This window comes from Mycolicibacterium peregrinum (genome assembly GCF_001665625.1).
Classification (GTDB): Bacteria; Actinomycetota; Actinomycetes; order Mycobacteriales; family Mycobacteriaceae; genus Mycobacterium; species Mycobacterium peregrinum_B.
Window position 1 is genome coordinate 1 of the sequence record NZ_LZSY01000056.1, and the last position, 18,310, is coordinate 18,310.

The following is an 18,310-nucleotide window of genomic DNA, read 5'->3' on the forward strand; positions in this document are numbered from 1 at the left end:
TCCGTTGGTCTCCCCCGCGGCCCGCATCGTCTCGACCACCGGATCCAGCAGTTCAGCCGCGGCGCCGAGCTGCCCGGCCCCCGCCGCGGCGCGACCCGTCAGCGCGACGCCGAACAGCTGCGCTGCCCCGGGCAGTTCGGCGGCCTGACGGCTCAGTTGGTCGGCTTCCTCACGCGCCTCACCGATCCGCCCGGCCAGTAGCAGCGCACCGATGTGCGCGTCGGCGATGACGAATCTCATATGCGCGGCATCGAAGGAACGCTCGGTGATGCGGTAGCCGGCCCGGGCGGCGGCGACCGCATCGTCGGCACGCCCTGCGTCGCCACACGACACGGTCACGGCCCACGCCGTGACCGCACCCACGATGGCGGGCAGCGCATCGAGGTCCAGGCCGCTGGATGCTGTCGCGGCTCGCGCTGGACATCCGATGGCAGCCCAGTACACCGTGTAGAACGCGTCGATGCCGGCCCGGGCAGCAGCCGGAATGTCCGCCGCCGCATCGTCGACGTGCCGCTTGGCGCCCTCCGGATCGGCCAGTGACCACAGCAGGTTTGACGCACGTAGGAAGGCCAGCCGGGCGCGGCCGTCGCCGTCGAGCTCGGCGGTCCCGATCGCATCGAGAATCGCGTCCGACTCCTCGCCCCGGCTGAGCCACGACAAGGCATGGGCGCGAATGAAATTCGCCTCTACGCCGGCTCCGGCGGAGATTGCTCCATGAGCCAGCCGGTCGGCCAGTGCCAGATCGGACAACCACACCGCGCCCTGTGCGGCCCGAGTCAGCAACTCGGGGTCGGGCGCGAGATCCGAATCGAGCATCAGTGCGGCTCGCCGCACCACCACCCGCATGGAGTCGCGGTCGTCCCGGTCGCCGAGCGCGGTGGCCACCAGCCCTCGCAGGCGGCGCAGCCGAGAACCCGGCACCCGGTTGCGCCGCACCTCGGCGTACAACGGGTGCGCCACGCGGACCTCACGGTCGGTGGGATCGATCGTGATCAGTCCACGAGCCTCGGCCGTCGCGACCGCATCGGCATCGGTGATTGCCGCCAGCCGATGCAGCTGGATCGGCTCGGCCACCGCCAGTACGTCGACCACCTCACTCACCGCCGGTGGCAGTGCACCGATCCGCGTCTCGATCAATTCGACCAGGCTCGGCGGGATCACCGGATCGCCGGCCCACCGCCAGTAGCCCTGCCGATACGCGAGACGTCCCTGCGCGACTTCCTGCTCGACGATGTTTCGCAGGTACAGCACGTTGCCCCGGGTCAGCCGCCACAGCCGTGCCGCTGCGTCCTCGTCCGGCGGGCCGTCGAGCGCGGCGGTCAACAGCCGCGTCGACTCGTCTCGGGACAACGGCTGCAGGTCCAACCGCTCGAACCGGCCGCGGTCACACGCAGTCAGCACCTCGGCAGGTACCGGTGCACCCGTGCGAACGGTCAACAGGAGCTTGGCGGCGCCGCGCTGGACGATCTGCTGCAGGACGAAGCCCGACAACCCGTCGAGCAGGTGTGCATCGTCGACGCACACGAGTACCGGCCGGCCGTCGGAGGTTCCGGTCAGGCCGTCGATCACGCGGCCGACGAGCGCTACACTGTCGGCGTCCGAGGTGCCCACCCACCGCGCGAAGGTTCCCAGCGGCAACCCTTGAGCGGCCGATGTTCCGACTGTCCAGCGCGTTTCGTGACCGCCGGTGTCTGCTACCGCGAGCGCTTCTCGGGCGATACGGCTCTTACCAACCCCTGCGCTTCCATAGATCACGATCCCGGACAGTTCGGTGGAGGCCAGCGCGGCATCGATCAGCCGGCTCTCCTCCAACCGCCCTGTCAGCGGCCAGGCGAGTCGCACGCATCGAGATTAGGCGGAGGCCCGGTCGTTAGCACGGGTAACGACGAACTTCGATGCCGCCAGCGATGCGGTGCGACCCCCGCGGGGTTATCGACCGGTGGTGCCGTCGATCAGTTCGCGCAGGATGTCGGCGTGACCGGCATGGCGGCCGGTCTCTTCGATCATGTGAGCCAGGGCCCATCGGGCGCTGGCCGCGGGGCGCCCCGGCCGGGATCGCGGAACGGGTGCCGCAAGATCGGTGCACTCGTCGAGTACCTCGTTGGCGCGCGCGACGGCTTCCCGGTACCGGGCGACGATGTCGGCGGCGCGGTCCGACCGTTCGACGGAGAACGTCGCCTGCCAGTCGGTGACGTCGTCCCCGAGAAAAATCCACCGTTCGACATAGGTCAGATGCTTCAGGAGGCCGAGCAGCGTGGTCCCCGACGGCACCTCCGATGTACGCGCCATCGGTTCCGGCGCGCCGTCGACCTTCGCAGCGATCGACGCGCGCAGATAGTCGAGAAACCCCCGCAATACCTCGGATTCGCTGTTGCCCGTCCGCGGCGGCGGACTGTCGTGCCTGCGGCGCTCGCTGGTATCCACCCTGCCCAGTATCTGCACGGCCGCGCCCGATGGCACGCGTCTTGCCGTTCCGGCAAGCAATGACAAACTTCGATACTCGGTTGCTGCCGTCACGCTCGACCGAGCGCGGGTCTGGCCGCTTTCAGTCGCTTGGGAACACACGCGGGTGCGGGCGGTCCGGGCGCTTTTCACCGCAGGTACGGAGAAACCTCTTTACGCTCGGTACTTACGCGCATAAGCTCGCGGTGGTTTGTCCGCGACCTCGCGCGCAGACCGACAGTTTTCGCAATCGACGTGCCAGGCCTGCCCCGCAGAGCGACTCGGCGAAAGGACGGATCAAGTGAGCAGCTCCATCCCGGTGTTCAACCCCTCCAACGAGGAGCAGATCGCGGAGGTCCCCGATTCGGATCAGGCCGCAGTCGATGCCGCGGCGGCCCGGGCACGGGAGACCTTCGAATCAGGGGTGTGGCGCAAGCTGCCCGCCGCCCACCGGGCCGAGGTACTTTTCCGCGCCGCCGAGATCATCAAAGCGCGCACCGAGGAGCTCGCGGAGATCGAGGCGCGGGACAACGGCATGAACGCAATCGCTGCCCAGCAGATCATCAAGGTCGCCAATGAGATGCTCATCTACTACGCAGGTTGGGTTGGCAAGATCCACGGCGAGGCGGCCAATCTCATCTCCGACGGCCTGCTCGGCCACTTCGAGGAGTATCACACCTTCACCCAGCTCGAGCCGGTCGGCGTCGTGGGTCTCATCATCCCTTGGAACGGACCATTTTTCGTCGCCATGCTCAAGGTCGCCCCGGCCCTGGCGGCGGGATGCAGTGCAGTGCTCAAGCCGGCTGAGGAAACCCCGCTGTCCGCGCTGAAGCTCGAAGAGATCTTCCGCGAGGCGGGATTGCCCGACGGCGTGCTCAACGTCATTACCGGGTACGGCGAGACCACCGGCGCGGCGCTGACCGCGCACCCGGACGTAGACAAGATCGCGTTCACCGGGTCGACGGAGGTGGGTCGGCTGATCGTCAAGGCCGCTGCGGGCAACCTCAAACGCCTGACGCTGGAACTCGGTGGGAAATCGCCGCTGATCATGTTCGACGATGCGAATCTCGACAAAGCGATCATGGGCGCCGGCATGGGGCTGCTCGCTGGTTCAGGCCAGAACTGTTCCTGCACATCCCGTATCTATGTCCAACGCAAGATCTACGACCAGGTCGTGGAAGGGTTGGCGGGGTTTGCCCAGATGTTGCCGATGGGCGGTTACGAGGATCCCACGTCGGTGTTGGGTCCGTTGATCAGCGAGAAGCAGCGCAAGCGGGTGGAGGGCATCGTCAGCGACGGTGTGGCCGGCGGCGCCGAGGTGATCACCGGCGGCAAGCCGATGGACCGCAAGGGCTACTTCTACGAAGCGACCATCATGACCAACACCACCCCCGACATGCGGCTGATCACCGAGGAGATCTTCGGTCCGGTCGGCTCGGTGATTCCCTTCGACGAAGAAGAAGAGGCGATCTCCGCCGCCAACGACACCGAGTACGGCTTGGCCGGCGCGATCTGGACCGAGAACCTCAGCCGTGCCCATCGCGTCGCGAATTCCCTTCGTGGCGGCCAGATCTGGGTGAACTCCGCGTTGGCCGCGGATCCCTCCATGCCGATCTGTGGCCACAAGCAGTCAGGCTGGGGCGGTGAGCGCGGCAAGAAGGGACTCGAGGCGTATTTCAACACCAAATCGGTCTACATCGGACTCTGACCGCTCAACCAGCCAGCGCTTGACGCGCGTACGCCCGCACATCGGCGTCGCTGTCCTCCAACGCGACGGTCAGCGCCTGACGCGCCCCCTCCGAATCCGCCCACCGGCTCAGGCTCAGCACCGCGGCCTTGCGGACATCGAGGTGCTGATCCTCGAGCGCCCGCGACAGGGTGGGTAGTGCCACCTCCGGCAAGGCTCCAGCCAACGCCCGGGCCGCGCCCTGACGGATCTGCCAGGCCGACTCGGTGAAGGCCTTCTCGACGCTGACCACGTCGTCACCGGTACAACCGACCGCACCGAGGGAGGCCAGGGCTGCTGCCCGGACAAGCGGATCCGGGTCGTCGAGTGCCACGCGCACCGCATCGGCACCGGCCCGCAGGGTCGCCAGGCCACCCACTGCGGCGATGCGCACCTCCCGGTTCTCGTCGGTCGTGGCTCCCGCGACGCCCGTGTGGTCGTCGACCGACACCAGGGCGCGCACTGCTTCGATCCGAACCCGGTGATCGATGTCGGTCGACGCGACCCGGTACGCCTCGGCGCCACCGACGCGCCGGGAACTCAGCAGGTAAACCGTCACGGCACGGACCACCGGGTCCGCGGACTCCAGTCGATCGGCGAAAGCGCCCGGATCCGGCAGGACCTCGACGAGTTCACGGACCGCGTCGGCGGTCTCGCGCCGCACCCCGGCGTCGTCGTCTGCCAGCGCGGCCACCAACACGGGCTGGTACCCGTCGGGCAGATACTCGACGAGAGTGGCGACCGCGGTACGGCGCACACCGGCGTCCGCGTCGGTCAGGTAGCTGCTCAGATCCTCCAGCGTGGGCTCCTCCAACGCCAGCACCGCGGCGATCCGTGGCGACGGCGGCTGCCCGGAGTCGGTGGTCCGGACGCGGGACCGTTCGACAGCCGGGGCCCGGCCGCCGTGCAGGTGCGGCTGCTCGACCGTCGTCACCGGGTCCTGCGAGGTCAGGTGGTCCAACTCGGGAACCGCGACGAAATACGGTGCCACCGGCCGCTTCACGAACTGCATGGTGCCGTCGTCGCCCTTGTAGAGGTTCAGGTGGTAGCGCCACTGCTGGTCGTCCCGCTGGGGCAGATCTGCCCGCTCGTGGTAGAGACCCCAACGCGATTCGGTTCGGGTCAACGACGAACGCGCCGCCATCTCCGCGCAGTCGCGGATGAAGGACACCTCAGCAGCACGCATCAACTCGTGCGGCGTGCGGGCTCCGATCCCCTCGACCTCGGCCTCCATCCGTTCGAATGTCTGTACCGCGATCGAGAGCTTGGTGGCGGTCTTCGGCGGCGCCACATAGTCGTTGACGAACCGGCGCAGCTTGAACTCGACCTGCGGCTGCGGCGGACCGTCCGGGTGCCGCAGCGGACGGTAGATGAGCTCGTGAGCCTCGGCCACCTGATCGGCCGGAAGCTGCTGTGGCGCCGCCACTTCCGACAGCGTGGAGGCCGCGTGCTCACCGGCGAGGTCACCGTAGACGAAGGCGCCGATCATGTAGTTGTGCGGCACGCACGCCAAGTCACCGGCAGCGTACAGGCCGGGGACGGTGGTGCGCGCATGCTCGTCCACCCATACACCCGAGGCGGAATGACCAGAGCACAAACCGATCTCGGAGATGTGCATCTCGATGTCGTGGGTGCGGTAGTCATGCCCGCGGTTCGCGTGGAACGTTCCGCGGGTGGGCCGTTCGGTAGTGTGCAGGATGTTCTCCAGCGTGGTCAGCGTCTCGTCGGGCAGGTGGCTGACCTTGAGGTAGATCGGTCCACGGGCCGATTCGATCTCCTCTTTCACCTCGGCCATCATCTGGCCCGACCAGTAGTCGGAGTCGACGAACCGCTCCCCCAGCGCATTGACCTGATAGCCGCCGAACGGGTTGGCCACGTAGGCGCAGGCCGGGCCGTTGTAGTCCTTGATCAGCGGATTGACCTGGAAGCACTCGATTCCCGAAAGTTCAGCGCCGGCGTGGTAGGCCATCGCGTATCCGTCACCGGCATTGGTCGGATTCTCGTAGGTGCCGTACAGATATCCCGAGGCCGGCAGTCCGAGACGGCCGCACGCTCCGGTGGACAGAATCACAGCCTTGGCCGCGACGGTGACGAATTCGCCTGTGCGGGTGTTGAATGCGACCGCGCCGACCGCTCTCCCCCCGTCGGTGAGCACGCGCACCGGCATGAACCGGTTCTCGATGCGGATCTTCTCCCGCATAGACCGTTGCCGCAGCACCCGGTACAGAGCCTTTTTGACGTCCTTGCCCTCGGGCATCGGCAACACATAGGAGCCGGATCGGTGCACGCGGCGTACGGCGTACTCGCCGTGCTCGTCCTTCTCGAACTTGACGCCGTACCGCTCAAGCCGCTGCACCATGGCGAATCCGCGAGTAGCGGTCTGATATACGGTGCGCTGGTTGACGATTCCGTCGTTGGCCCGGGTGATCTCGGCGACATAGTCCTCGGGCTCGGCCTTGCCGGGGATGACGGCGTTGTTGACGCCGTCCATCCCCATGGCCAATGCACCCGAGTGCCGCACGTGCGCCTTCTCCAACAGCAGCACCTGGGCACCGTTCTCGGCCGCGGTCAAAGCAGCCATGGTGCCGGCGGTGCCCCCGCCGATCACCAGTACATCGCAGTCGATCCGGATCGCGTTTTCGACGTCGGGAATCTCGGTCAATTCGGTCAAGGTTGCTCCAAGGCGGCAATGATCTCGGCGCGTAGCGCGGATCGTTCGGGATGGTCGGTTCGGGGCTGGCCCACCTCGATGAGGGCGCGCAACGGCTGCCCGGCACGACCGAGCACAGCGACCCGGTCACCGAGGATCAGTGCCTCGTCGACGTCGTGAGTGACGAACACGATCGTCGTCGGGTGCGCTTTCCATGTGTCGATCAGCAACCGCTGCATGGCTGCCCGGGTCTGGGTGTCCAGCGCGGCAAATGGCTCGTCCATCATCACCGCGCGGGGGGCACCGGCCAGCCCACGGGCGAGCTGGACCCGCTGCCGCATTCCGCCGGAGAGGTTCTTCGGCAGGAAATCGGCGAAGCCAGACAGGCCGACTTCGGCGATCCAGCGATCGGCCCGCTCGCGACGGTTGGCTTTCGGCTCACCCCGCAACTGCAGGGCGAGTTCGATGTTGGACCGCACCGTGCGCCACGGCAGCAGGGCGCTGTCCTGGAACACCATGCCGCGGTCACGGGAGGTGGTGGTGACCGGTTCGCCGTCGGCCAGCACCCGGCCGCCGTCGGGCCGCAGCAGCCCGGTGAGCGCACGCAGCACCGTGGACTTACCGCATCCCGAGGGGCCGGTCAGCACCAGGATCTCGCCGGGCTTTACCGTGAGGCTCAGATTCTCGATTACCGGGGAACCCGTGTAGGACAACGTGATTCCGTCGAGCTCCAGCTGCAGTCCCGTGCCGGCAAGGGTTGTGGTCATCGCACGCTCTCCTCACCGCGTGGCAGCCAACGGGTGGCCCGACGGCCGATCAGCTCGACCGCCGCGGCGGTCAGGAAGCCGAGCACACCGATCGTGATGATGCCGACGAAAACGTCGGGGTAGTTCAGCACCGTGTAGGCCTGCCAGGTGCGGTAGCCCACACCCAGGCGGCCCGAGATCATCTCGGCCGAGATCACACAGATCCAGGCCACGCCCATGCCGACCGAGAGCCCGCCGAACAGTCCCGGCAGGATGCCGGGCAGCACCACCTGGCGGAGGACATCGAGCCGACCACCACCCAGCGTGCGGACCGAGTCCTCCCAGATGGTCGGAAGCGCACGCACCGCATGCCGGACGCTGACCATGATCGGGAAGTAGGCCGCGAGGAACGTGATGAAGACGATCCCCGCCTCGTCGCTGGGAAACAACAGGATGGCCACGGGCACAATGGCGATCGCCGGGATCGGCCGGGCCAGTTCCGTGAGCGGACCGAAGATGTCGGCGAACAAGGCAGTGCGCCCCAGCAGGATTCCGGTGATCACCCCGACCACCGCGGCGATTCCGAATCCGGTGAGGATCCGGATCAGCGACTGGCCGAGGTCCAGCCAGTACTCCGGAGTGCCGAACCGGTTCACCAGGGCGGCGGTGATTTCGGTGACCGTGGGCAGCGTGTCGAACCGTAGCCCGAACCGCACGTCGTTGGCCGTCAACAGCTGCCACAGCACGATGGCGCTCACCACCGACGTCAGGCGGATCAGGCGATGCCGCCAGACTGAGGGCGTGCGGCGGGCGCTTCGGGCTTCCGGCGCGGCCGGCGGGTCGCTGACCGCGGCCGGAGCGGCATCGGTGGTGGTCACACCGCACCTGCCAACGCTTGCCGGTAATCGACGATCGCCGCGCCGGGATGCGCTGCGGCATAACGTTCGGCGCCGGCCTGGGTACCGAACGGCAGGTAACCTTCGGCGCCCGACTCCGGCAGGCGCACCCACACCGCCTTGTCGGCGAACCATCGCGTACCGAGTTCGGCGTCGGAGATGTAGGCGGCGCGGACCTTCTTGCCCTCACCCTCTGCCTGTCGGATCGCCTTGAGCAGGCAGACCGGCGTCGCGGCCGCGGTGGTGGCATCAGACCCGTCGAGCCACAGTTCGCCTGCGGTGGCGGGATTGTCGACAGCGGTGTGGCACACCGGGTCGGTGCCGCTCAACGCCGAGGGGTTGACGTTCGACCCCAGCGCCTTGTCGTAGTCCTGACCACGCGTCGCGAACGCCGCCCGCAACGGTGCATCCTGCACGAAACCGGTCACGTCGAGGTCGGCGAAGTTGTCGATCGACTTCAGGTAGGGCACATCGCCTTTGAGTGCGTCGACCAGCGACGGCTTGAGTGTGGTGTCGAACGAGGTTCCGCCCGGCCCGTTGTACAGGTAGACGACCTCCTGCGGCAGCCCACTGCCCTCGGCCACGAGGCGGGCCGCCTCCAACGGCTTGGTGTTGAGGAAGTCTGTGGCATCCAGTTGTGCCTGCAGGAACGCGTCGAGCACTTCGGGATGGTCGGCCGCGTACGCCCGGCGCACCACCACTCCGTGCAGGGTCGGGTAGTTCAACTCGGCTCCGTCGTAGAGCAGTTTGGCCTTGCCCTGTTGGACCAACAGCCCGGGCCAGGCGACGAACTGTGAGAGTGCCTGAACCTGACCCGATTCCAGCGAGGAGGCGCCGACCTGCGGCTGCTGGTTGAGCACCTCCACACCGGTCTTGGCGTCGACGCCGGCCTTGCCGAGCGCCTGCACCAACATGCCGTGGCCGGCGGATCCGACGCTGGCCGAGACCTTCTTGCCGGCCAGATCGGTCAACGACTTTGCCGGTGAATCCGGCGCCACCACAACCATGTTCAGCGCACCCTTCGGGTTGTACCCGGTGACCGAGACGATCTCGGTCTTGGCGCGTTCGTTGGCCTGCGTCTTGGACCCGTTGATGAGCATCGGGTAGTCACCCATGGACCCGATGTCGATCTTCTCGGCGACCATCTGCGCGGTGATCGGCGCTCCGGTGTCGTAGTCCTGCCACGTCACGTTGTACTTGGTGCCGGTGCGGGTGGTGATGTCGGCCAAGCGGCGCTCCAGGTATCCCTGGGCGCGCAACAACGTTCCGGCGGTCACCGTGTTGATGGTCTTGGACTGGTAGCCGACGACGACGTCGACGGTATCGGCCGATTTCGTCGCCGAGTCCAGGGAGCAACCAGCGGTCGCGAGCGTGAGACCGGCGGTGAGGGCGATCAGGGCTGTTTTCACATCGGGTCCTCTAGCGGATGAGATAGGGCATGTTGACGGTGACGGCGCCGGTGGGACAGCGAGCCGCGCAGGGCCCGCAGTACCAGCACTCGTCGACGTGCATGAAGGCCTTACCGTTCTCGGGACTGATGGCCAGCGAATCCAGCGGACACACGTCGACGCACAGTGTGCAGCCCTCGATACACAGGGATTCGTCGATGGTCACCGGGACATCGGCGCGCTGATTGACCAGTGTCATGCGTCTCTCCTAACAAGGTTGCCTCGCATGGTGATTCGGTCACCACGCATCCTGATGTATTCCAGGTCGACGGGCGTCCCGTCATCCAGACTGGTCAGCCGTTCCGACATCAACAGGGCCGATCCGGCGGGCACCTGCAACATGGCGGCCGTGTGCGCGTCAGCCGAAACCGCTTCCAGGGCAAGGCTTGCCCCGCCCAGCCGGCGCCCGCTGACCCGTTCGATGAGCGCGAAGATGTCGTTGCTCTCCAGCGGATGGTCGATCACCTGCTCACCGATCTCAGGAGCCAGGTAGGTCAGATCCAGCGACACCGGCAGATCGGCGAGGTAGCGCAGGCGCTCGATGAACACGACCTGCGCACCGGGTTCGAGCGCCAGCTTGCGGGCCACCGCAGGCGGGGCCGACAGCCGCTGAACGGCCCTCACTTCGTTGCGGACGTCGCCGTAGTCCTTGAACGTTTCCTTCAGCCCCACCAACGCGTCGAGGCCGTGGTCGTACTTTCTGGCCGCCACGTGCGTGCCGACCTTGGTGCCGCGGTCGATCAGACCTTCGTTCTTGAGGACGGCCAGGGCTTCACGGATGGTGTTGCGGGAAACGAAGAACTCGGCAGCCAAGTCCGCCTCGGACGGCAGCGCCCGGTCGTAGGTGCCTTCGTAGATCTGGTGGCGCAGAACGTCGGCCACCTGGCGGGCTTGATCAGCACGCGCACGACGACTCGGCAGCGATATGGGATGGGCTTCGGGCTGCGACGACACGCACTCACGGTAAGCGGCGATTTCAGGGTGTCGCAGTGCGGCGAATCTGCCGTTTACGCAGGTTAACTGATTGCGCCGCCCGCCGACGTTCGGTACCTGGCGAAACTGCCGTCGCAGCTCGCATTGCGCCACCGCGGCCGTGCGGAGAATTTACAAATCGCGATGATCGAAACGTCGTTTGGGCAGGCTCGGGGCCGCCGGCGGGCCGACTCAAAAAACTCTGGCCACTGTGGCCACATCGGTCCCAAACAGCGAATTCTTGTCGGTCAATCGAACTAGTGTTCGATATATGAAGGTCGGATTGGCGCAGAACCGGGACGCGGTACAAACCGCTCTCGCCGACCAGCTGGCCGCGACCGCGACGTTGGTCGATGTCGATTTCACCGGATTCGATACTGCGGAGCTACTGGCTATCCAGTCCGAGCGCGAGCGGCAGGCCAGAGCGCAGGCGACGGTCGATCACCGCATCCAGTCGGCGCTGACGGCTCGGACCAGTCCACGCGAGATCGGCGGAAAGTCATGGACTGACGTCCTTGCCACCCGGATGCGGATCAGCCGCAAGGAAGCCTCGCGCCGAGTGGCCGCGGCCGCAGATCTCGGGCCCCGATATGGCCTCACCGGCGAGGTGTTGGAGCCCACGCTGCCCGCATGCGCGGAGGCGCTTCGGTCAGGGTCGATCAACACCGAACACATCACGATCATCCGCCACACGATGGCGGAAGCGGAAAAGTACGTCGGCCCAACCGAACTCGCCTCCATCGAGTCGGACCTGGTGGCCGCGGCGACCCGCGACACTCCCGAAACCCTCAAGGCCGCTGCCGACAAACTTCTGTACCTGCTGAACCAGGACGGCGATAGTCCCGATGTCGCAGCACACCTGCGTGGGCTGCGTATCGGCAAACAAGATGCCGACGGACTGGTGCACGTGCAGGGCTGGCTGGACCCCGAGACCGCGTCGTATCTGACCACCGTCACCGGCGTGTGGGGCGCACCGGGCATCAACAACCCCAATGACCCACAACCGGTCCACAACCCGACACCCAACCCACTGGACATTCCAGATGCCCCCGATGCCGAGGCCGCTGACGTTGAAGCCGAGCCCGAAGTGGCTGCCGCCGGCACCACCGCCACATCGCCAGACCAGCATGCTCAGCAAGAGCAGCAGGCCGCCGCCGACCGCGACACGCGAACCCAGGCGCAACGCAACCATGACGCACTCAAAGCCGCGCTGCGCGAACTACTGATGTCCAAACGGCTGGGCCAGCACGGTGGCCTCCCGGTCACCGTGGTCGTCTCCACCACCCTGGCCGAACTGGAAGCCGGAGTCGGCATCGCCGTCACCGGGGCGGGCATCCGGATGCCGATGACAGACCTCCTCCGGCTGGCATCGCACAGCTACCACTACCTCGTCGTCTACGACCACCACACCGCCGAACCGCTCTACATGGCCCGCACCAAACGATTGGCCACGAAAGCGCAGCGGCTCCTGCTCTACAACCGAGACCGCGGATGTACCCGCCCGGGTTGCACCGCACCGGCAGACTACTGCGAGGCGCACCATGCCAAAGCCGACTGGCGACACGGCGGACGCACCGACGCCCCCGCCCTCGCCCTGAGCTGCGGTCCTGACAACCGCCTCGTCGGACTGGGCTGGACCACCAGCGTCGACCCCGACACCGGCCGCATCCACTGGCATCCACCGCCGCTGATGGACACCGGCCAAGACACCCTCAACCACCACTTCCACCCCGAAGAACTATTGATACCCCCGGACGAAGCCGCTGACGGGTAGAACCGGCCCGCTTATCGCAACCACGCTGACGCACAAAGTGATTGAGTCCGCGGCTCGTCCCTCGCCGCTAGATCGTCGTCCGGCTGGGCCGGACTTGCCGCACTCCTCAGCGCAGCTCGTCCCTCGCCGCTAGATCGTCGTCCGGCTGACTGTCACCGGGATTCCGTTGAGCGCACCATTACCGGACGGCTCGTCGATGAAATCCGGCAGCGACAGGATGTTGGTGTTCACCCCGGGTGCGGCGTTGGCGACGCCGAGTCGGGTACCGGGCTGGCCGTGTCCCCAGCCGTGCGGCATGGACACCACACCGGGTTTGATCGCGTCGGTCACCTCCACGGGCACCACGATCTTGCCTGCGGTCGACGCCACTTCTGCGGCGTCGCCGTCGGAGATACCGCGCTCGGCGGCGTCGCGGCTGTGCATCAGCAGGGTGCACCGGTCTCGGCCCTTCATCAGCGAGCCGACGTTGTGCAACCAGGAGTTGTTGGAGCGCAGATGTCGCCGGCTGACGAGCACCAGATCGTCGGAGGCGCGATCCAGTCGCTCGGCCAACCGGGGCAGGTCGTCGAGCAGGTATTGCGGTGCAATCCGGATCTTCTTGTCAGAGGTGCCGAGCACCTCGGGCACCCGGGGCACCATCGGGCCGAAGTTGATTCCGTCCGGATGGGACTTGAGCTTCTCCAATGTCAGGCCGTCCGGGTTCTCGCCGTACCGGTCGCCGAACGCGGCGGTCCTCAGCGTCAGATCGAGCATGCGTTCCGGCCCGCCGTGGTCGTAATGCTTACGGATCTCGGCGCCGTCGAGCCCCTGGGTGAAGCACAGGTAGTCGAACCAACCGTCGTCGAGCGCGGCGACGTCGACGTCCTCGGCCGCAGTGCCGGTGCACAACCCGGTCAGACGGATCAGGATCTCCCATTCCTCGGGAGCATCTGGGTCTTCGCGATGGAACACCGGCGGCGAGTAGCGCGCGAAGCTGTTGATCGCCGCACCCAGCAGCAGATCGGCGGAATGGGGCTGCTCCAGCGCCGAGGCACCGGGCAGGATCACATCGGCGTGCTTGGTGGTCTCGTTGAGCCACAGATCCACCGAGATCATCGCGTCGAGCTGCGGCAGCGCCTCGTCGAGCTTGTCGCCGCCCGGAGTGGACAGCACCGGGTTTCCGGCGACCGTGATCAGCGCCTTGAGTTGCCCCTCGCCGGGAGTGACGATCTCTTCGAGCATGCACGACACCGGGACCTGGCCCATCACCTCTTTGGCTCCGCGCACACGAGTGCGGTAGCGGCCGAAGTTCGGTGCCCCGTCCTCCAGGCCCGGGATCGGCTGACTGGTGACGGTCCAGGCGGTCGGGGTGGCGAACATGGAGCCGCCGGGAGTGTCGAAGTGGCCGGTGACGATGTTGACCACATCCACCAGCCAGCTGGCCAGGCTGCCGAACTCCTGGTTGCAGGTACCGATCCGGCCGTAGACCACTGCGCGCGGTGTGCCCGCCAGTTCACGGGCCAGACCTCGAATCCGCTCTGCATCGATACCTGTTGCGGCAGAGACTTTTTCGGGTGACCATTCGGCCACCACCTGTTGCAGCGTCGACACCCCGTCGAGGTGGCGCTCCAGGTCGCCGAGGTTGACCAGGTCTTCGTCGAACACGGTGTGGACGATCCCGAGCAGCAGTGCCGCATCGGTGCCGGGCGTGATCGGCAGCCACTCGTCGGCCTTGGCGGCGGTGGCGGTGCGCACCGGGTCGATGACGATCACCTTGCCGCGCTTGCGGATACCGCCGATGATGCCCATCACGTCAGGCGCGGCCAGCAACGAACCCTGTGACGCCGCGGGATTGGCGCCCATCACCACCAGCAGATCGGTGCGCTGGATGTCGGGGGTCGGGAATGCCCACCAACTGCCGTACATCAGGTGCGACGAAAGATTCTTCGGCCACTGGTCGATGGTCCCGGGCGAGTAGGTGATCGGCATCCCGGACAGGCCGAGCAGGACAGCCGAATAGCGCGACAGTGAGAACGAGTGTGCCAGTGGGTTGCCGGTGTATGCCGCGACCGCGCCGATGCCGTACTTCTCGATGACGGGCGCGAGCAGTTCGGTGCAGCGGCGGAACGCGGTGTCCCAGTCGACCTCGTGCCACTGGCCGTCGATCTTGATCATGGGCCGGCGGATCCGGTCCGGGTCGTCGTGCAGCGCGGCCAGCGACGCGCCTTTCGGGCAGATGTGCCCCGCGCTCCACTCGTCGGACTTGTTGGGCCGGACGCTCGCCACCAAACCGGCGGAGACCTGAATCTCCAAGCCGCACATTGCCTCACACAGCGGGCAGGCGTGGAGATGCAGGCCGTCCTCGCCGATATCCGCGATACTTCCCGGCTCATGTCCCATCAGCGGCCTCCGATGTTGTTACGTGTGACCACACACGTAACAACATCGTGGCACCGAACGACGCCGGTATCCCGTTGTTCGGGACAGCTACTACTGCTCGGGGCGATCCTGAGCCGCGCCCTGCACGGCCGCGGCGGCAGCGCGGATCTGCGGGGTCACCAGCATCACCTGGCCCAGAACGCCATTGACGAAGCCGGGTGACTCATCGGTGGACAGCTCTTTGGCGAGCTCGACGGCTTCGTCGACGGCCACCGGCTCGGGAACGTCCTCGGCATGCAGCAGCTCCCAGACGGCCACCCGCAGGATGGCCCGGTCCACGGCGGGAAGTCGCTCCAACGTCCATCCCTGCAGATGCGCCGAGATGAGATCGTCGATGTGGGCGGAGTGCTCGGTGACGCCGCGCGCCACCGACACCGTGTAGGGGTTGAGCGGGGTGACGTCGGGCTGATCCTCGGCCAGCGCGGCACGGCCGTCGGCCACCGCCTCCGGCGTCAGACCGCGGGCCTCGGCCTCGAACAGCAGGTCGACGGCGCGCTTGCGGGCCTGGTGACGGCCCCGGTCGCCACGGCGATCAGGCATGCTCAGCCATTCACGCGGCCGAGGTAGCTGCCGTCGCGGGTGTCGACCTTCAGCTTGTCGCCGGTGTTGATGAACAACGGAACCTGGATCTCGGCACCGGTCTCCATGGTGGCGGGCTTGGTGCCGGCGCTCGAGCGGTCACCCTGCAGACCCGGCTCGGTGTGGGACACCTCGAGCTCGACGGACACCGGCAGTTCCAGGTACAGCGGAACACCGTCGTGGAAGGCGATCTGCACGGGCAGGCTCTCCAGCAGGAAGTCGGCCAACCGGCCGACCAGCGCCTCGGACAGGGGATGCTGGTTGAAGTCTTCGGAATCCATGAAGACGAAGTCGCTGCCATCGCGGTACAGGTATGTTGCGTCGCGCCGGTCGACGGTGGCCGTCTCCACCTTCACGCCGGCGTTGTACGTCTTGTCGACGACCTTGCCGGACACCACGTTCTTCAGCTTCGTCCGCACGAAGGCCGGACCCTTGCCCGGTTTGACGTGCTGGAATTCGACGATCTGCCACAGCTGTCCGTCGATCTGCAGGACGAGCCCGTTCTTGAAGTCGGCAGTCGATGCCATGAGGGTGTAGCTCCTAAGCTTTTGTCACAAAATGGCCAGTTCCTTGGGGAACCGGGTAAGCAGGTCGGGTGCCGACTCTCCGACGACCAGGGTGTCCTCGATCCGGACACCGCCGCGATCGGGCAAGTAGACACCAGGCTCAACGGTGACCGCAGAGCCAGCAAGCAGTGTACCGGCGGCAGCGGCATTGATTCCCGGCGCTTCGTGGATCTGCAGCCCGACACCGTGTCCGAGTCCGTGGCCGAAGTTGTCGCCGTACCCGGCATCGGCGATGACCTGGCGTGATGCGGCGTCCACCGCGCTCAGCGACACTCCGGGGGCCAACGCGTCGCACCCCGCCTGCTGCGCGGTGGCCACCAGCCCATAGATGTCGCGCTGCCAGTCGGCCGCCGGGCCCAGCACGAACGTGCGCGTCATATCGGAGTGGTAGCCGGCGACGAGCGCACCGAAATCGATCTTCACGAAGTCACCCGCGGCCAGCACCGCATCCGTGGGCCGGTGGTGCGGGATGGCGGAATTCGCGCCCACCGCCACGATCGTCTCGAACGACGGGCCATCGGCGCCGTGATCGAGCATCAGGGCCTCCAGCTCGTTTCGAACCTCGCGCTCGGTGCGGCCGGGACGCAGGCCACCACGCTCAAGCAGGTCCATCAGCGCCGCGTCGGCGGCCTCGCAGGCCAACCGCAGCATCGCGATCTCCCCCGCGTCCTTGACCTCACGCAGCGCCTCGACCGTGCCCGCCGCGCGGATCCACTCGACCGTGTCGCCGGCAGCCTTCTTCAGCGCCGCATAGGCGTCCACGGTCACCACATGGCTCTCGAAACCCAACCGCAGGGCACCGGCGCGGGCGGCGCGCCCGGCCAGATGCGACCCGCATGCCCGCTCGATGACCACTTCGGCGTCCGGAGACTGCTGCGCGGCCTGCGTGCGGTAGCGCCCATCGGTGGCCAGCACCGGCACGACATCCTCGGCGAGGATCAGCAGGGCCGCGTTCGACCCGGTGAATCCGGACAGATAACGCACGTTGACCAGGTCAGTTACCAACATCGCGTCCAGACCCCGCTCGGCCAGTCGACGCCGCAGTCGGTCCCTGCGCTGGGAAATAGTCACGGTCTGTGACGCTACTCGCTACAGTGTGCCCCCATGAGCAAGTGGTTACTGCGCGGAGTGGTGTTCGCAACAGCGATGGTCATCGTGCGCTTACTGCAAGGAGCACTGATCAACGCCTCGCCGGGTAATGCCACCTGGTTCAGCCTGGGCCTGGTCACGTTGTTCGGAATCGGCGTGCTGATCTGGGGCCTTCTCGACGGCCAGAGCGACGCGCGCGCCAATCCGGATCCGGATCGTCGTGCCGACATGGCGATGACCTGGCTGATCGCCGGCCTGTTCGCCGGCGTCGTCAGCGGCGCCGTGGCGTGGTTCATCGGCCTCTTCTACAAGAGCCTCTACACCGACGCGCTGCTCAACGAGGTGACCACGTTCGCAGCGTTCACCGCCCTGCTGACGTTCCTGCTCGGCGTGGCAGGCGTGACGGTGGGCCGCTGGCTGGTTGACCGCAAGGCACCGCCGCAGCCCCGCCAGCGTCACCACGGCCTGGCCGCAGAAGACCGCGCCGACACCGATGTGTTCGCCGCCGTGAGCGCCAACGGCGCCACCGAGAGCACCGACGACACCACCCAGGCCATCGAGTACCCCGAGCAGCCCAAGCAGTAGCCAGTCCGCTGCCCGCAAGGGCAGAACGAGAATTCAGTCGCGAGTGGCGCGGGCCTGATCGCCCGCGCCACTTCTGCGTATGCGGCCGCCAATAGTGACGGATCCGGGCCTTCCAGCCGGCCAGGCTTGGCCAGCCCGTCGAGCACGACGAACCGCAGCACTCCCGAGCGGTTCTTCTTGTCGCCCGCCATGTAGTCCATCAGCTGGGGCAGGGCATCGCCGTCGTAGCTGACAGGCAACCCGAGTGCGGTCAGCACCGAGCGGTGCCGCCGTGTCGGTGGGATTGGTGTTCGCGGCCGAATTGGGCCGGTTGGCCGGACGTCTCGACGACAAGACGGCCGAGCGGCACCGCTCGGTGCTGACCGCACTCGGGTTGCCTGTCAGCTACGACGGCGATGCCCTGCCCCAGCTGATGGACT

15 protein-coding genes and 2 pseudogenes are annotated in these 18,310 nt (G+C 66.9%); 4 read left to right on the top strand and 13 right to left on the bottom strand.

Annotated elements, in window-relative coordinates; genetic code table 11:
- Together A5779_RS07415 and A5779_RS07420 are read right to left on the bottom strand one after the other, a co-directional pair.
- A partial coding sequence (locus tag A5779_RS07415) for an ATP-binding protein (protein WP_064880442.1) occupies positions 1-1,842 on the bottom strand: 1,842 nt, incomplete at its 3' end.
- A gap of 87 nt (positions 1,843-1,929) precedes the next feature.
- The gene (locus A5779_RS07420; protein WP_064880461.1) at positions 1,930-2,424 is read right to left on the bottom strand and encodes a DinB family protein; all 495 of its coding nucleotides are present in this window, start codon (positions 2,422-2,424) and stop codon (positions 1,930-1,932) included.
- 319 nt (positions 2,425-2,743) lie between these two features.
- Between A5779_RS07420 and A5779_RS07425 the strand changes: the two genes are divergently transcribed.
- Positions 2,744-4,150: an aldehyde dehydrogenase family protein gene (locus A5779_RS07425; protein ID WP_064880445.1), complete on the top strand. Its 1,407-nt coding sequence runs from the start codon at positions 2,744-2,746 to the stop codon at positions 4,148-4,150.
- A 4-nt stretch (positions 4,151-4,154) separates the two neighbouring features.
- Here the strand turns inward: A5779_RS07425 and A5779_RS07430 are convergent, their stop codons facing one another.
- The 6 genes from A5779_RS07430 to A5779_RS07455 are packed head-to-tail and all read right to left on the bottom strand — an operon-like array spanning position 4,155 to position 10,862.
- Positions 4,155-6,830 (bottom strand): fumarate reductase/succinate dehydrogenase flavoprotein subunit, encoded by a 2,676-nt coding sequence (locus A5779_RS07430; protein WP_064880463.1) that lies wholly within the window; start codon positions 6,828-6,830, stop codon positions 4,155-4,157.
- 5 nt (positions 6,831-6,835) lie between these two features.
- Entirely contained in the window at positions 6,836-7,585 is a 750-nt protein-coding gene (locus tag A5779_RS07435) for an ABC transporter ATP-binding protein (protein WP_064880446.1), read from the bottom strand.
- On the bottom strand, positions 7,582-8,442 hold the full coding sequence (locus A5779_RS07440; protein ID WP_064880448.1) for an ABC transporter permease: 861 nt from the start codon (positions 8,440-8,442) through the stop codon (positions 7,582-7,584). The genes A5779_RS07435 and A5779_RS07440 overlap by 4 nt, the downstream gene beginning before the upstream one ends.
- Positions 8,439-9,869, bottom strand: coding sequence for an ABC transporter substrate-binding protein (locus tag A5779_RS07445; RefSeq protein WP_064880450.1), 1,431 nt, complete (start codon positions 9,867-9,869; stop codon positions 8,439-8,441). The genes A5779_RS07440 and A5779_RS07445 overlap by 4 nt, the downstream gene beginning before the upstream one ends.
- Positions 9,870-9,879: 10 nt before the next feature.
- A complete protein-coding gene (locus A5779_RS07450) occupies positions 9,880-10,107 on the bottom strand; it encodes a 4Fe-4S dicluster domain-containing protein (protein ID WP_064880452.1) in 228 nt (75 codons plus the stop codon).
- Positions 10,104-10,862, bottom strand: a complete 759-nt coding sequence (locus tag A5779_RS07455; RefSeq protein ID WP_236734679.1) for a GntR family transcriptional regulator — start codon at positions 10,860-10,862, stop codon at positions 10,104-10,106. The genes A5779_RS07450 and A5779_RS07455 overlap by 4 nt, the downstream gene beginning before the upstream one ends.
- 289 nt (positions 10,863-11,151) lie before the next feature.
- Between A5779_RS07455 and A5779_RS07460 the strand changes: the two genes are divergently transcribed.
- On the top strand, positions 11,152-12,654 hold the full coding sequence (locus A5779_RS07460) for an HNH endonuclease signature motif containing protein (protein ID WP_082941574.1): 1,503 nt from the start codon (positions 11,152-11,154) through the stop codon (positions 12,652-12,654).
- A 129-nt stretch (positions 12,655-12,783) separates the two neighbouring features.
- Here the strand turns inward: A5779_RS07460 and A5779_RS07465 are convergent, their stop codons facing one another.
- The 4 genes from A5779_RS07465 to A5779_RS07480 form a co-directional block, all read right to left on the bottom strand.
- Entirely contained in the window at positions 12,784-15,033 is a 2,250-nt protein-coding gene (locus tag A5779_RS07465; RefSeq protein WP_064880453.1) for a molybdopterin-dependent oxidoreductase, read from the bottom strand.
- A 90-nt stretch (positions 15,034-15,123) separates the two neighbouring features.
- Entirely contained in the window at positions 15,124-15,612 is a 489-nt protein-coding gene (gene nusB, locus A5779_RS07470) for a transcription antitermination factor NusB (protein ID WP_064880455.1), read from the bottom strand.
- Between the two features lie 2 nt (positions 15,613-15,614).
- Positions 15,615-16,178, bottom strand: coding sequence for an elongation factor P (gene efp / locus A5779_RS07475; RefSeq protein WP_029107488.1), 564 nt, complete (start codon positions 16,176-16,178; stop codon positions 15,615-15,617).
- Between the two features lie 24 nt (positions 16,179-16,202).
- Positions 16,203-17,288, bottom strand: coding sequence for an aminopeptidase P family protein (locus A5779_RS07480; protein ID WP_064880457.1), 1,086 nt, complete (start codon positions 17,286-17,288; stop codon positions 16,203-16,205).
- A 33-nt stretch (positions 17,289-17,321) separates the two neighbouring features.
- Between A5779_RS07480 and A5779_RS07485 the strand changes: the two genes are divergently transcribed.
- Positions 17,322-17,891, top strand: coding sequence for a B-4DMT family transporter (locus tag A5779_RS07485; RefSeq protein WP_064880459.1), 570 nt, complete (start codon positions 17,322-17,324; stop codon positions 17,889-17,891).
- A gap of 62 nt (positions 17,892-17,953) precedes the next feature.
- Here the strand turns inward: A5779_RS07485 and A5779_RS32830 are convergent.
- Positions 17,954-18,166 (bottom strand): annotated as a pseudogene (locus A5779_RS32830) (3-dehydroquinate synthase); the annotation flags it as partial.
- Between the two features lie 11 nt (positions 18,167-18,177).
- On the opposite strand from A5779_RS32830, the pseudogene A5779_RS33450 reads away from it, so the two are divergent.
- A pseudogene (locus A5779_RS33450) lies at positions 18,178-18,310 on the top strand (3-dehydroquinate synthase); the annotation flags it as partial.